The organism is Paenibacillus sp. YIM B09110 (genome assembly GCF_037167145.1).
In the GTDB taxonomy this organism is placed as follows: Bacteria; Bacillota; Bacilli; order Paenibacillales; family Paenibacillaceae; genus Pristimantibacillus.
In genome coordinates, this window is the sequence record NZ_JBANSP010000001.1 from 60,175 (window position 1) to 75,755 (window position 15,581).

General features: G+C 48.6%; 14 protein-coding genes and 1 riboswitch. Of the genes, 6 read left to right on the forward strand and 8 right to left on the reverse strand.

Annotation, left to right across the window (positions count from 1 at the left end):
* Positions 1-9 precede the first annotated feature (9 nt).
* The 6 genes from thrS to metA all read right to left on the reverse strand — a co-directional run bounded on the left by thrS (position 10) and on the right by metA (position 8,316).
* A complete protein-coding gene (gene thrS, locus V8F51_RS00265) occupies positions 10-1,947 on the reverse strand; it encodes a threonine--tRNA ligase (RefSeq protein ID WP_337098031.1) in 1,938 nt (645 codons plus the stop codon).
* Positions 1,948-2,461: 514 nt separating this feature from the next.
* Complete coding sequence (locus tag V8F51_RS00270; RefSeq protein WP_337098032.1) at positions 2,462-3,394, reverse strand: putative sporulation protein YtxC; 933 nt, start codon at positions 3,392-3,394, stop codon at positions 2,462-2,464.
* Between the two features lie 183 nt (positions 3,395-3,577).
* On the reverse strand, positions 3,578-4,714 hold the full coding sequence (gene mqnC / locus V8F51_RS00275; RefSeq protein WP_337098033.1) for a cyclic dehypoxanthinyl futalosine synthase: 1,137 nt from the start codon (positions 4,712-4,714) through the stop codon (positions 3,578-3,580).
* Between the two features lie 323 nt (positions 4,715-5,037).
* The gene (locus V8F51_RS00280; RefSeq protein ID WP_337098034.1) at positions 5,038-6,198 is read right to left on the reverse strand and encodes an aminotransferase class I/II-fold pyridoxal phosphate-dependent enzyme; all 1,161 of its coding nucleotides are present in this window, start codon (positions 6,196-6,198) and stop codon (positions 5,038-5,040) included.
* Between the two features lie 4 nt (positions 6,199-6,202).
* Positions 6,203-7,366, reverse strand: a complete 1,164-nt coding sequence (locus tag V8F51_RS00285; protein ID WP_337098035.1) for an aminotransferase class I/II-fold pyridoxal phosphate-dependent enzyme — start codon at positions 7,364-7,366, stop codon at positions 6,203-6,205.
* A 26-nt stretch (positions 7,367-7,392) separates the two neighbouring features.
* On the reverse strand, positions 7,393-8,316 hold the full coding sequence (metA, locus tag V8F51_RS00290; RefSeq protein WP_337098036.1) for a homoserine O-acetyltransferase MetA: 924 nt from the start codon (positions 8,314-8,316) through the stop codon (positions 7,393-7,395).
* A gap of 104 nt (positions 8,317-8,420) precedes the next feature.
* Positions 8,421-8,525: riboswitch (SAM riboswitch) on the reverse strand.
* 404 nt (positions 8,526-8,929) lie between these two features.
* On the opposite strand from metA, the gene corA reads away from it, so the two are divergent.
* From corA to V8F51_RS00310, 4 genes are all read left to right on the forward strand, one after another.
* Positions 8,930-9,865, forward strand: coding sequence for a magnesium/cobalt transporter CorA (corA, locus tag V8F51_RS00295; protein WP_337098037.1), 936 nt, complete (start codon positions 8,930-8,932; stop codon positions 9,863-9,865).
* Positions 9,866-10,015: 150 nt separating this feature from the next.
* On the forward strand, positions 10,016-10,918 hold the full coding sequence (locus tag V8F51_RS00300) for a LysR family transcriptional regulator (RefSeq protein ID WP_337098038.1): 903 nt from the start codon (positions 10,016-10,018) through the stop codon (positions 10,916-10,918).
* 64 nt (positions 10,919-10,982) lie between these two features.
* A complete protein-coding gene (locus tag V8F51_RS00305) occupies positions 10,983-11,792 on the forward strand; it encodes a histidinol-phosphatase (protein ID WP_337098039.1) in 810 nt (269 codons plus the stop codon).
* A gap of 153 nt (positions 11,793-11,945) precedes the next feature.
* The gene (locus V8F51_RS00310; RefSeq protein ID WP_337098040.1) at positions 11,946-12,791 is read left to right on the forward strand and encodes a DMT family transporter; all 846 of its coding nucleotides are present in this window, start codon (positions 11,946-11,948) and stop codon (positions 12,789-12,791) included.
* A gap of 7 nt (positions 12,792-12,798) precedes the next feature.
* Here V8F51_RS00310 and V8F51_RS00315 read toward each other — a convergent pair whose 3' ends face one another.
* Positions 12,799-13,512, reverse strand: a complete 714-nt coding sequence (locus V8F51_RS00315) for a pirin family protein (RefSeq protein WP_337098041.1) — start codon at positions 13,510-13,512, stop codon at positions 12,799-12,801.
* Between the two features lie 25 nt (positions 13,513-13,537).
* Entirely contained in the window at positions 13,538-13,936 is a 399-nt protein-coding gene (locus tag V8F51_RS00320; RefSeq protein WP_337098425.1) for a DoxX family protein, read from the reverse strand.
* A gap of 203 nt (positions 13,937-14,139) precedes the next feature.
* Between V8F51_RS00320 and V8F51_RS00325 the strand changes: the two genes are divergently transcribed.
* Positions 14,140-14,433, forward strand: a complete 294-nt coding sequence (locus tag V8F51_RS00325) for a winged helix-turn-helix transcriptional regulator (RefSeq protein WP_337098042.1) — start codon at positions 14,140-14,142, stop codon at positions 14,431-14,433.
* A gap of 230 nt (positions 14,434-14,663) precedes the next feature.
* The gene (locus V8F51_RS00330) at positions 14,664-15,341 is read left to right on the forward strand and encodes a hypothetical protein (protein WP_337098043.1); all 678 of its coding nucleotides are present in this window, start codon (positions 14,664-14,666) and stop codon (positions 15,339-15,341) included.
* Positions 15,342-15,581 lie beyond the last annotated feature (240 nt).

Here is a 15,581-nt window from a genome sequence, read left to right on the forward strand (position 1 = left end):
TGATTTGGCTTATTGCTGCTTCTCGGCGATCTGCTTTTGAAGCAGACTAATCAGTTCAGCTACCGGCATAGCGCCGATGTCGCCTTCGCCGCGCTTGCGGACCGAAACCGCGCCCGCTTGCATCTCGTTCTCGCCGACAACGAGCATGTACGGCGCTTTCTCAAGCTGCGCTTCGCGGATCTTGTAACCAAGCTTCTCGTTGCGGAGATCGCTCTCCACGCGAATGCCGCTTGCTTGCAATTGTTCTGCAACACTGCGCGCATATTCCTCATACGCTGTCGATACAGGAATGACCTTCGCTTGCACCGGCGATAGCCACAGCGGCAATGCGCCAGCGAAGTTCTCAAGCAAGAACGCTGTCATACGCTCCATCGTACTGATAATGCCGCGGTGAATAACGACCGGGCGGTGTTTCTTGCCGTCGTCTCCGACATATTCAAGCTCGAAGCGCTCTGGCAGCAGGAAATCGAGCTGTGCGGTCGAGAGCGTCTCTTCCTTGCCAAGCGCCGTCTTAATCTGTACGTCGAGCTTAGGTCCGTAGAACGCAGCCTCGCCTTCCGCCTCGAAGAACGGAAGATCAAGTTCCTCAACAACCTCGCGAAGCATCCGTTGCGACATTTCCCACATCTCGTCGTTCTGGAAATACTTCTCCGTATCCTGCGGATCGCGGTACGACAAGCGGAAGCGGTATTCCTTAATACCGAAATCCTCATACACTTTGCGAATTAAGTTAACGACACGAGCGAATTCTTCCTTGATTTGATCCGGACGACAGAAAATGTGTGCGTCATTCAGCGTCATCGCGCGAACACGGTGAAGGCCTGTAAGCGCACCGGACATTTCGTAACGGTGCATCGTGCCGAGCTCCGCAATACGGACAGGCAGATCACGGTAGCTGCGCATATCGCTTTTGAATACCATCATATGATGCGGGCAGTTCATCGGACGAAGAACAAGCTCCTCATTGTCCATAACCATTGTAGGGAACATATCCTCACTGTAGTGCTCCCAGTGGCCGGACGTTTTGTACAGTTCCACGTTAGCCAGTACTGGCGTGTACACATGCTCATACCCTAGACGCTCTTCCAGGTCAACGATATAACGCTCCATCGTTCTGCGAACCTTGGAGCCGTTCGGCAGCCATAGCGGCAAACCTTGACCGACTTCACGGGAGAATGTGAACATTTTCAGCTCGCGGCCGAGCTTGCGGTGGTCACGCTTCTTCGCTTCCTCTAGGAAGTGGAGGTGCTCGTCAAGCTGCGCTTTCTTAGGGAATGCTGTTCCGTAAATACGCTGCAGCATCTTATTCTTCGAATCCCCGCGCCAGTAGGCTCCTGCGACGCTAAGCAGCTTGAACGCTTTGATACGGCCAGTAGACGGCAGATGAGGTCCGCGGCACAAGTCGAAGAACTCGCCTTGATCGTACATGGTTATGACCGACTCTTCTGGCAGATCGCGAATGAGCTCGAGCTTCAGGTTGTCGCCAAGCTTCGTGAAGATATCCAGCGCTTCCGCTCTGCTTACAATGCGGCGGCGAATATCGAGATTTTGCTGGACGATCTTCTCCATTTCCTTCTCGATCTTTACAAGATCTTCGGGTGTAAGCGACTGCTCCATGTCAATGTCATAATAGAAGCCGTCTTCGATGACGGGACCGATACCAAGCTTTACGGCTGTGTCGCCATAGATTCGCTTGATCGCCTGCGCCATTAGATGCGCCGTACTGTGGCGATATACTTCAAGGCCGTCAGCCGATTCTACGGTTACGATCTCAATCGCGCTGTCCGATTCGATCGGAGTGTAGACGTCTACTACCTTGCCGTTAATTTTACCTGCAATCGCATTTTTCTTAAGTCCCGAGCTGATCGAGCCCGCTACTTCTTCAACTGTAGTTCCGGCTTCGTACTCACGTACCGCGCCATCCGGGAAAGTCACTTGAATTGCCATTGTCCTTCTTCCTCCTGTGTGTTCATCGATTATTGCTGCAGCGAGAGCGTCATTCATAGCGTTATTTGAACGCAAAAAAAGCACGCATCCCGCGAAGGGACGAGTGCTTGCATACCCGTGGTTCCACCCTACTTCGACTGCTTGCTATTGCTTCTCCGCAGTCCTTGTAAATATCCGATAACGGGGATAACCGGTACAGCTTACTGCTTAGTGCTATTCGGACAATTCCGATAACGCTTCAGGTTCAACTGTACAGCTTCAAAGGGGTATATTGTCTTATGTTCGGAAGGAAATTGCAGCCGTCGTTTCCTCTCTCTGAGCCGAGCACCGTTAGCCAATACATGTCTTTGTCGTTGCTGTTCACATCGTATATGTGAACCATTATAGCGTTGTTAGCGCTATCGGTCAAGCGTAAACGGCTTTCGCCCTTCTTGGCGGCATAAGCTATCGTTTCGCGATGAAATATAGGCGTAGGATATAAGTGAAACTTATTCTTTCCTATATTTCAAGAAAATTAAGGCTGAACAAGCTCATCGAAGCTGCTGCTGCAGGAAGCGCATTTCACACATACCGTTACTCTCGAGTCGAAGATCGTCTCAATCGTGCGTATTACCTGCATATCCGGCTGTCTCGTATGGATCGTAATATGTTTCGGCGATACAGAGATTAGCGAGCTTATTACCATGTCTTCAATATTCATCTCCGTCTCCAGCATCTCAGCTACGATTCGATCGGATGGCGGCTTCGGTTCAAGCGGTTGAAAAAACTCATTGTAAATCGAGAACTCATGTCCGCCTTTGTGGAGCAGATGCACATGCGGTACTTTCGTTTCTTGGAGAAACACGAAATATTTGAGCAGCGAAATGAACTCCTGGTACTGCTTATCAAGCACGTATTCGTCGAGAGCATACTCGACCACCTCGGCAAGCTCCTTGCGATACAGCTCTAAGCGAAACGTTGCAAAGCCAGCCAAATTAAGATGCGTATGTGTCTGCAAATACGATTCAATTTCTTCGGCTACTTTGTTTTTGCGCCGTTGCCGATCCGCATCCAGAAACTTCGTCCCTAGGCCATCCCACTCTTTGCCGTGCAGCATTTCATGGCAATATTTCTCAATAACCGCTGGTTCGGCATTCGGATTGTTCCGATATTTCTTGCGAATGATGGAGGCTAGTATGCCAGACTCCAGCTCATTCACCACATATTCGGCCAAAACGCTGGAGGTCGCCCTATAAACGCCCGGCCCATGCGACTGCAATTGAAAAGCCGGCAGCACGGCATCGCAACGAATATCATGCCCGCTAGTCATCAGAAACTCAACTGCTGCGGCTGTTTGTGCGTTTGAGTCGATATGTAAAGCAACGACCGCTTGTTCTGTCATTGATTTGGCTAATTCGCCCGCCCTAGGCGGTGCGCTTGCAGACAACGATACAGTAAACAGCTCCATGAGCTCACCCCTTTCGTTCCTTATCAGTATATGGTCTCCCCGTGGGGGATATACGATGAAGAGATTGGAATAAGCTTGGGCATTCATGGTATCAAGACAACAAACATAAAGCGCCTGTCTGAATTAATCCTATGAATAGGAAAAATCAGACAAGCGCTATCGTTATTACTCTTTTATCGCGTGCTAGTTCTGCATGACAAAGTCCGTTGCGGCATGCTCGGATTCCTCATACATCTTAATAATATTGTATTTCGTATCCCGTTGAGCAGGGATCTTGCCGGCTTCGCGGATCAGCTTAAGAATAAGTTCAATATTGACCTTGTGCGTCGTGCCTGCGGCCGATACAACGTTCTCCTCAATCATCGTGCTGCCGAAGTCATTGCAGCCGTAAGACAACGAAAGCTTGCCCATCTCCGGCCCCATCGTAACCCACGACGATTGGAAGTTGTCGATATTGTCTAGCATAATCCGGCTAGCCGCCACGATACGGAGATACTCCTCCGGCTTCGCTTTCTCCAGCTTCAGATTCGTATTGTCCGGCTGGAACGGCCAAGAGATGAACGCCAGGAAGCCCTTCGAATCGTATTTGTTCGCGATGCATTCATCCTGCGCGTCGCGAATGCGAAGCATGTGAAGAGCGCGCTCCTCAACGGTCTCGCCCAATCCGTATACCATAGTAGCCGTTGTGTTCATGCCATGACGGTGAGCAGACTTCATAACGTCCATCCAATCCGTCCATGACCCTTTCAGACGGCTGATCTTGCGGCGTGTTCTATCATCGAGAATTTCCGCACCGCCGCCCGGCAGCGAATCCAATCCCGCTTCATGGATCTGCTTAATAACTTCATCTAGCGTCAAGCCGTCCGATACAACCTTCATCTTCTGAATCTCCGCCGGCGAGAACGAATGCATCGTTATGTTCGGGAAGTGCTGCTTAATCTTGCGCAACAGGTCCGTATAGTAAGTGAACGGCAAGTTCGGGTTAGTTCCGCCCTGCATCAATATTTCAGTGCCGCCAACGTCGACTGTTTCTTGAATTTTGCTCAAAATCAGCTCATCGTCCAGCACATAACCTTCCTTAGAACCCGGTGCGCGATAGAACGCGCAGAAGCGGCAATATACGTCGCACACATTCGTGTAATTGACGTTGCGGCCTACGACGAATGTCGTTATCGGCTCAGGATGCTTCCTCAACATAATTTGATTGGCTACATGCCCCATCTTCTCGATCTGATCCGATGCAAGCAGCTCCATTCCCTCTTCCAGCGTAATTCGTTCGCCGCGAAGCGATTTATCCAATATACGGTCCAACGTACTCATTCCGTAGACCTCCTTCATTCCGATCTAATTAGTCTTTCAATGAATAATCCTATCATAAACGCGCCGCTAAAGTAACCCATCACGAACGCATCAAATTGTCAATATTGAGAAGTATGCTTCCGCACAAGCATCCCATTTCGTTTACAAGCACCTGTTCAGTCTATCAAACTGTTCGATCTCGGTTCGTTACGGACATTACTTCGTTCGTTTAAGGTCTATACAGTCCTCAATCCATCACACGATACATTATAAAGCAATAAAACACGGAAGACCCTTCTCATCAGAAGGAACTTCCGTGTCCATTGTAGGATATCAAAGCACAATTAAGCGCGAAGTGCCTCGTCGAGGTCTGCTATCAGATCATCGATATCTTCGAGGCCTACGGAATAGCGTACGAGACCGTCCGTGATGCCGCGCTCAAGCCGCACTTCACGAGGCATCGCCGCATGGGACATCATCGCCGGATAAGAGAGAATGCTTTCCACGGCGCCGAGACTTACCGCAACGAGCGGAATCTGCACGGCGTTAAGCACTTTCTTCGCTTTGTCGCCGCTGCCTACGTCGAATGACACGACCGCTCCGTAGCCAAGCGATTGGCTTTCGTGAATTTCACGACCCGGATGGTCAGCTAAGCCTGGATAATACACGGCTTCAACAAGCGGATGATTCGAAAGCCATTCAGCCAGCTTACGTGTGCTGCGTTCGCTATGTTCCATACGTGCTTGCAGCGTCTTCATACCGCGCATAAGCAGCCAAGACTCCTGCGCGCTAAGTACGGTTCCCATACCGTTCTGCAACGTCTTCAAGCGGCGGCCGAGGCCTTCGTCGGCTGTAACCGCAAGGCCAGCCAACACGTCGCTATGTCCGCTCAAGAACTTCGTCGCGCTATGCAGCACGATGTCGACGCCATGTTCGATTGGACGCTGGTGATACGGCGTCATGAACGTATTGTCGAGCATCGTCAGCAAGCCATGCTCCTTCGCCCAAGCCGTCGTCTCGGCGATGTTCGTAATCTTTAGAGTTGGATTGGACGGCGTCTCCATGAATACCGCTTTCGTATTCGGCTTCAATGCCGACTTCACCGCTTCGAAGTCCGTCATGTCGACGAAGGTCGACTCGATTCCAAGACGGCTCAGTATTGTCGTCAACAGTCGGTAAGTGCCCCCGTATACATCCTCGGTTACGATGACATGTTCACCTGCCGACAATAGTAGAAATGTCGTCGAGATCGCCGCCATGCCCGATGCGAATGCGAAACCATGGGTGCCGCCCTCAAGCAATGCTATATAATCCTCAAGCGCTTGACGGGTCGGATTACCTGATCTGCTGTAATCATATTGCGGCGGATTGAATATATCATGATGATGGAAAGTTGATGCTTGGAAGATCGGAACGCTCGACGCGCCCGTCTGTTCGTCGATCTCAGCGCCGAAGTGAAGCAGCTTCGTCGCAAACTTGCGATTCTTGTTATTCTGTTCGCTCATACTGTTACTGCCCCTCCTCGATCTCAATTTTTGCTGCAGCAAAGGCTTGCTCAAGATCAGCAATTAAGTCGTCCGAATGCTCAATGCCTACCGAGAAACGAAGGAGGCGATCGTCAACGCCAATCGCTTGGCGAATCTCAAGCGGAATATCGGCATGCGTCTGAACAGCCGGGTATGTCATTAGCGATTCGACACCGCCGAGGCTCTCAGCGAATGCAATCAGCTTAATATGACGCAGAATCGGCTCAATATAACGTGCATCCTTCACGCGGAAGGAGAAGATACCCGTGTTGCCAGACGATTGGCGGCTTTGAACATCGTGGCCGGGATGATGCTTAAGCGCCGGATAGTACACATCAGATACCGCTTCATGCTCCAACAGGTAGTTCGCTATTACAGTTGCGTTATGCTGATGGCGATCCATACGAAGCGCTAGCGTCTTCATACCGCGCATAAGCAGCCATGAATCCTGCGGCCCAAGAACCGCGCCGATCGAATTGTGCAGGAACGCGATTTGTTCGGAAAGCTCCTTGCCTTTCGTCACGATCAGACCGGCAAGCACGTCATTGTGACCGCCCAAATATTTGGTCGCGCTATGAATGACGATATCTGCGCCTAGCTCAATCGGACGCTGGAAGTACGGTGTTAATAACGTATTGTCGACAATCGTAATCAAGCCTTTGGACTTCGCCCATGCGCATACGCGTTCAAGATCCGTAATCATCATTAGCGGATTCGTCGGCGTCTCGATAATAACCGCCTTCGTATTCGTCTGCCACAACGCCGACATGCCGTCGATATCATTTGTGTCGACGTAAGAAGCAGTAACGCCGAACCGGCTCATTATCCGTTCAAGCAGCCGGTATGTACCGCCATATAGATCTAGGGAGACGATTAGGTGATCGCCTTGGCTGAACAAAGCGAATATCGTCTGCAGAGCAGCCATGCCGGAGCTACAGGCAAATCCAGCATCTCCGGATTCGAGCTGCGCTGCTGCTTCTTCCAATACCGCTCTTGTCGGGTTCTTCGTACGGGTATAGTCAAATCCCGTGCTTTGTCCGAGCTTCGGATGGCGGAACGCTGTTGATTGATAGACAGGGAAGCTTACTGCTCCTGTTACAGGCTCCTTAATTGAGCCGATTTGTGCCAAATGACTTTCGATTTTCATGATTGATACGCACTCCCCTATTATTATTAAATACCGGCACCTAAATCGTACGGTGTTTGTTGATAAACGTAATAATTGAGCCAATTGGAGAATAGCAGGTTCGCATGTGCTCTCCATGTCGACAAAGGTACATTGCTAGGATTATCTCCCGGGAAATAATTGACCGGAACATCAATTTCTAGTCCTCTGGACTTATCTCTGTCGTACTCGTACTTGAGTGAAGCCGGATCGTATTCCGAATGACCTGTTACGAAAATCTGTTTACCGTCGCGGGAGGCGACGATATAGACACCGGAATCAGCCGATTCCGATAAAATATCAAGCCGCTCGATCGCTTCTATGTCTTCGCGGCGAACTTCCGTATGGCGCGATTGCGGTACGTAGAACAGCTCGTCGAAGCCGCGGAGCAGATTAACGTTGCGCTTATCGGTCTCAATCGAATGCGGGAAGACCCCGAACATTTTATTATCGAGATTGTATTTCGGTACGTCGTAATGATGGTAGAGTCCTGCTTGAGCAGCCCAACAAATATGGAAGGTCGAAGTGACGCGCTTCGTGCTCCAGTCCATAATTTCCTTAAGCTCTTCCCAATAATTGACGTCCTCGAACGGCATATGCTCAACCGGTGCTCCCGTTATGATAAGTCCATCGTAATATTCATGCGCGATTTCGTGGAACGTCTTATAGAACGATTCCAGATGCTCGGAGGAAGTATTCTTAGACGTATGTGTCTTCGGATGCAGCAGCACTACTTCCACCTGAAGCGGCGTGTTGCCGATGAGGCGAAGCAATTGCGTCTCCGTCGTTTCCTTCGTAGGCATGAGGTTCAATATGGCAATGCGAAGCGGACGGATGTCTTGATGATAAGCGATGCTCTCGTCCATCACGAAAATATTCTCGTTGCTTAGTACTTCTTTTGCCGGCAAATGATCTGGAACTTTGATTGGCATTTCGCTCAACTCCTCTGTAGGTTCGTTTCTTCAACCGGAAATGCAAAAAGACCCTTTCTGCTGTGAGAAAAGGCCTTATGGCTCGGTAAAGAAGCCGTCCGCCTCTCTCATCTCTCAGAAACATTACTGTTTCCGCAAGAATTAGCACCGTGCTTACGCCGGTTGCCGGGCTTCATCGGGCTAGTCCCTCCGCCTGCTCTTGATAAGAAAGTTGTCTATTCGATTGTCGCGATTTACTAATTATTTTCACTTTAATGCATTACGCGGACGGCGTCAAGATTTACGTTCTCGTATAAACACATTATAGGCACAGAACGTTGTAATTATGCTTGTATGTAAAGCGAAAGCAGGAGTATACTAGACAAGAATTATGTCCTGTAATTCCACTAAAAGAAGGAGTGAATACGAACATGGACGGCGACCCGAAGCCCGAAATCGACCGAATACGGTTGCTGCCGGTTCTCTGCGACCCGCAGGCCAGTTGATAGCGATGACGCTTGCTCATTCGCGGTGATGTCTAATCATCGCACGGCTCGCGGACATCGGGTGTAACCCTGCGCATCCGCTTATTGAGCCGGCAGTTCCTCTACCTTTATTGAAGGAGTGACTGCATGTGAAAATACGTCTCGTGAACAATGGTGTATTTGCACCTATTGAAGACATTAATCAAACACTTTTACCGCCCAAAGAGGGTTTTTATTGGATTGACGCCGATGTTGAGGATCTGGCTGTCTTGCAGCCTTTATTCAACATGCATGATCTGGCTGTAGAGGATTGCCTCAGTGAAGAAGAGCAGCGCCCGAAGATCGAAATTTATGAAAGCCATTATTTTATTGTTATTAACAGTATCCGTTTCGACGATGAAGAAATTTTTCTGCGCGCGCTGAACATTTTTCTCGGCCGCCACTTTATTATTACCGTTACGAAGCAAAAAATTAACGAACTGCGTTCACTGAAGCCTGTCCTATGGGAGCAGGAAGTCAGCAGCCCGGACTATTTCCTATATCATCTTGTCGATATTGTCGTCGACAACTATTTCCTCGTCGGCGATCGGATCGACGATCGGATCGAGTTGCTTGAAGAGAACATTCTGATGCATACGAAGAAATCGCATTTGAATGAAATTATCGGTCTGCGCGGCGAGATTCTCTGGCTGCGCAAAGTACTCGGTCCTCAACGCGATGTCATTGCGACGCTTAACAAGAAAGACCTGAAGCTGATCGACGACCAGCTCCAAAAGTACTTTAGCGATATTTATGAGAATGCGCTGAAGATCGCGGAGTCTTTCGACACTTACCGCGATCTGATGGGCAACTTACGAGAAGCTTACCAGTCCAGCGTAGCTAACCGGGCCAATGAAATTATGCGCGTGTTCACGGCGATTACAACTATATTCATGCCATTGACCTTCATCACCGGCATTTACGGAATGAACTTCGACTTTATTCCTGGTCTTCATTTGCGCTTCGGTTCCTATGTGCTGCTAGGTGTCATGCTTTTGCTCGGCATTTGCATGTTCTACATTTTCCGTAAAAAAGAATGGCTCTGAACTAAGGCCTTGCGGCTTACTGCTCAGACCGCGTCTTCTGCAGGCTCCCCAGCCTGCGGAAGACGCGGTCTTTTTTTGCCGTTGAAGGATATTTCATTTATAATAGAAAGGTCGTTATTGAACAGCCTGTAACGACTAAGGAGGATTACCGTGAACATTAGCCAGCTTGAAACGCTCCTCACCATCTCCAAGACGATGAGCTTCCGCAAAGCGGGCGAGCTACTCAACCTCACGCAGCCTGCCGTATCCGCACAGATCAAGACCCTTGAGGATGAATTCAAAACCGTTTTAATCGATCGTAACCAGCCCGTTACCTTGACTGACCACGGTCAAGTTTTTTTGGAGCATGCCGAGCAAATATTGTCGATTGTAGAGGAATTGAAGCAGAAGCTTTCCGATCTGCATACAACCCCGCAAGGTCATATCGTACTGGGAACAACATCATCTATCGCGATTCAAATATTGCCGCGGGTATTATCTTATTTTCAAAACCAGTTTCCATTAATTAAGACGACAATTCATACGATGTCCTCATCGCAAGTCATGGCCAGTGTCGAGAACGGTTCCGTCGATATCGGCATTTCGTATTTATTCGAGAAAAATCCGAACATCCATTCCTCCGTTCTTTATTACGATACGTTCGAGCTTGTTGTGCCGCCTTCGCATCCCATGAGCAGTCTCACGCATACAACTGTCGATACATTAAAGGACATACCGATGATTATGCTCGCGCCGGATACGCTTGGACGCCGATTCGTTGATCAAATTTTCCGCAAATACAATATTCAGCCGAATATCGTCATGGAAGTGTCGAGCAGCGAGGAAGTGAAAAGAATGGTCGAGATCAATCTTGGGGCGGCCGTCGTGTCAAAGCTTTCCATCGCCAATGAGCTACGACTGGGCACACTAAAGATGATAAAGGTTACTGAGCTCGAAACAAGCCACCCCGTAGGCGTCGTCTACAAATCAGGACGTTACTTGAATACGGCGATGCGCCAGTTCATTAGCGACTTAAAAGGAATGCCGGAGCACCATTTCATCAGCTCCGAATAACATTCGAACGAATTGCACTCGTATGTATAAGCTTATTTATCTCGCCAGTTAGGAGCGATACTAGATGAAATTTGACCTTCACACGCATCATGTAAGATGCGGCCATGCGAATGGCACGATCGAAGACTATATTATTGCCGGCATGGAAGCCGGGCTTCAGGCCATCGGGATATCCGATCACTCCCCTTACTTTTATCACGAGCAGGATCAGCCTTCGCCGGGAATCGCAATGGCTCGGAGTGATTTTGCCAACTACATAGAAGAAGTGCTTCGCTTGAAGCGCAAATATGAAGGTAAGATCGAGGTGCTGCTCGGAATAGAATCCGATTTCTATCCCGAGCATGCGGACGTCTATCGGAAAGCTTTCGCTAATATACCGTTCGATTATTTGATCGGGTCGGTGCATCAGGTCGGTGGTGTCAGCATTTTCAACCGCAATCGGTGGAAGGGACTGGACGAACGGCAGCATGTGGAGTCAAAGGAAGCCTATTACGATCTTATTAAGCAATCTGCGCTTAGCGGCATGTTCGATATATTGGGCCACATCGATGCGATGAAGGGTTATTACCCGGCCTTCTCAGATATTCCGGCGGCAGCTGCGATCGATGATACGCTCCGTACGATCGGAGAATGCGGCGTATCTATTGAAATCAATACGTCTGGCAGCACAAAAGACGTTGGCGGCTGGTATCCTTCGGATGAGATATTAGAGAGGGCGCTCCACTTCGGCGTTAATGTTACATTCGGATCGGATGCCCACATCCCTAGCCGGGTAGGAGACGAGCTTGAGCTCGTGCGTGCCAGGTTGAAGGAAATCGGCTTCAAGCAATGGGTGTTCTATCGTAAGCGCGAGCAGGTTATCGTGCCTCTATAAACAATCTGGACAAAAAAAGTGGACCTGCACGTCGCAGGTCCCAAGAGATATATTAAAAAAGGGGGTCTTGTTTATTATAATAGCCCCTTAATGTAATACGTTCATAACAGAACCATTTCAATTGTGTAACAAATTTAGGGGAGTTGGAACATCATGTGGCTCATCACGGCCATCAGCAGCGCCATATTGTTTGGACTAGCCGGCTGGTGGATGAAGGTATCCCAAATGTGCGGCGGTTCAACTGCTATGCTCTTGCTCGGCTTGTATGCAGCAGGCTCCCTCGGCTTCGGCATCCATTCAGCGATCGAAGGCAATATATCGATGCTTGGCAACCCTAAAGTATGGATCGCTGGAATCGTAATCGGCATCGGATCAGCACTTGGCAACTCTCTATTTATGAAGGCGCTCGAGTTCGGACCTGCCAGCCTTACATCGCCATTAACGAATATGAACATTATTTTGGTCGTTGCGCTTGGAACTTGGTGGTACAGCGAACCTCTGTCATCAACCGAAGCTATCGGTATAACGCTGCTGCTGCTCGCAGTCTTCTTCATCGCACATAAGCGCAAAGAACCGTTAACGATATCGGAAAAGCGTTGGTTTTGGCTCGTTGGCATCGCGATCGTCATGTTCGCTTTACGCAACGGCGGTCTAAAGGTGACCGAGGAGCTCGGATTGCCAAGCGCTCCCATTCTGTTCATTGCTTATATCTTGTCGATGCTGTGGTTTATTCGACCGGTTGGCAAGAACATTTCACGCGAATCCGTTCGCACGGGTTTATGGTTCGGTTTAATCGCGGGCCTCTTCTCTTATGGCGGCCTTCAGCTTTATGCAGTAGCATTATCGACGGGGCAAGCTAATCTGGCAGCTCCCATCTTTGCCACCAACAGTCTCGTTGTAGCAGCCGGAGCTATCCTCGTATACAAAGAAAGGCTATCCATTATGCAATGGACAGCCTTCGTACTTACGTTGCTCGGTTTAATCGTTATTCGTTTATAACATAAGGTTAAGGCAGATCAATCAACATGATTCTGCTGTTCTCGGATGCAGTCAGGACAAGCTCCTGCTCATCCGTGATCCTCGCTGAATCTCTTCTTCCGAGCACGGTATCCCCATTCAGTTGTATAGAACCTTCTAATACGAATAGTAATCCTTTTCTCCCTTGCTCAAGCGAATAGGTATGACTGCTGCCTTCCTGCGGCTCAGCGAGGTAGATGGACATGTCCTGATGAATCCGGGCAATACTGCCTAGCTGCTGCTTCGACTCATCCCCGCTCACGACTAAAGTCAGTCCCTCCTTCAGCTCCTCCGCATCGAACGACGTTGTTTCATAAGAAGGCTTTAGACCGGATATTTTCGGCAAAAACCACATTTGCAACAATTCAAGCGATTCATCCTCCGAACGATTATATTCCGAATGAAACAAGCCTGTACCCGCTGACATGCGCTGTATGCCGCCCCATGTCGTCTGTGCCGTGTTGCCGATGCTGTCTTTATGCTCCAAATGTCCTTTCAACACAATCGTTACGATCTCCATCTCTTGATGAGGATGCATCCCGAATCCTTTGGAAGGAGCAATCCAGTCGTCATTTAAAACACGCATCGGGCCGAACTGCATATTGTTCGGATCATAATAATCTGCGAATGAGAAGCTAAAGCTGGTACGCAGCCACCCGTGATCCGACTGATGTCTATCTTCCGCACGATGAATGTGAAACATATCAATCCCTTCCTTCTTAGCTATCTTATTGTATCAAAGCGTCGATCGAGTAATCCCCAGCCCCTGTGAGCGCAACGCCTAGCAGCACCGCGATCAATACCAAGTTGTACTCGTATCCGTTGCTGGTCGACCACAGTCCGTTAGCTCCATGCACTTTGATGATAGCAACCAGCATCGTTCCGATAAGGAGCACCGCTCCCAGCCACGTAACAAGTCCTGTTGCAAACAACAACCCGCCAATTAATTCCGCTGCACCTGCGCCTACTGCCATCAACACGCCTGGTTTCATGCCAATCGATTCAAGCCAACCTGCCGTCCCTTTAATTCCATAACCTCCGAACATACCAAACAGTTTCTGTGCGCCATGACCTACCATCAACAATCCAATAATAACCCTAATAATTAATAACCCCGTATCCAACATTTCAATCTCACCCTTCATTCTGTTTTTTTGTTTCGCATGTGTTATGCTATGACACTAATATTATTATCGTTACTTACTTTTGTCAAGCATATAACCTATGTAAAGTTTTTTGTCTATTGCCTTGAATTGCACTTACTTTTTGTTCGTACATATGCTACAATGAAAATACAAAAAGCGGGGTGATACGGTTGGATTATTCGACAATGTGCCCAAAGTATGAAGCCGCGGCCGACATATTAGGTAAAAAATGGACTGGCAGAATTATTCGGGTTTTGCTTGGCGGGCCTAAACGGTTCAAAGAAATAAAAGAGCAGATTCCCGAGATGAGCGACAAGATGCTAACGGACCGAATGAAGGAACTCGAGACACAGAACATCATTAACCGGAACGTGTATCCGGAGATGCCGGTTCGTATCGAGTATGATTTAACGGATAAAGGTCGTGAACTTCAACCTGTTATTGAATCGATTCAAAAATGGGGAGAAGAATGGATGTAACAAAAAAACCGCGAAAGCGGTTTTTTGTTTGTGCTCAGTTATGCTTCTATCTAATTCCTCTCGCTCGACCCGCATATTGATGTTTTACTGATGCTTATGTATGACCCAAGTAAGTACTAGCCTTCCATATGATTATCATCTATAATCTGAGACATGAGACGAAGAACGTCCCGTGATGAGCCGAAGTGCGGCTGATGCGGGGCGTTTTTTTATGGAAAGGATGATAGCCAATGAGTATTAATTATGAAGCAACGCACAGTAATTATATTCAACAACATCTCGATAAGAGGAAAGGCGAACGGAAAGGCCGGCTCGAGCGAGGGCATCAACATGCCGAAATGATGTTCCTTCGCAACGTCTGGTGGCCGCTCCAAGGCAGCTTCGACCATCTGCATCCCGAATTTGAAGTGCCGGATTGGCGCGGCCGTTCTTACTTTGCGGACTTTGCCTGGCTTCCCGGTCACGTAAAGCTTCTATTCGAAATCAAGGGGTATGCGACACATGTGAGAGACATGGACAGGCACAAATACTGCAGCGAGCTCAATCGTGAGATGTTCCTGTTTGCTATGGGCTATCATGTGCTATCCTTCGCCTATGACGACGTTGAGCAGCGGCCTGATCTATGTATATCCATGCTTAGGATGTGCTTGAGCAGGTTCCAAACGCGAAGCAGTGCCGCAAACCGAGTCATGCTTACGGAAAAAGAGATCGTACTTCTCACCTTACAGAACGCACGCTCTATCAGACCCAAAGACGTTGAAAAACATTTCGAGATTGATCATAAAACCGCTATTTTAATGTTACAAAGATTAACTGAAAAAGGTTGGATGCAACCTACCTATGGTGCCAAGCAACAAAGAATCGTTCGTTACTCTCTGACGAAAGACGCCGTTAGCGACTTACTATAATTTAACTGGAGTTTCTCCGGATATTTAATTAACTTTCGAGTGGCCCGAAACAAATAACTGGAGTTTCTCCTGTTAATTTGGTCATGAACTGACAAACCATCTCAAAAGACTACTATTAACAGGAGAAATTCCCGTTAATCGCGATAAAAAGCTAATATGAGCTGAAATAACGGGAGTAAACGGAGCTATTAACCGCGAGCAGTACTGAAACTTCAACGACGGGGCTTGTAAGTAGTTTGT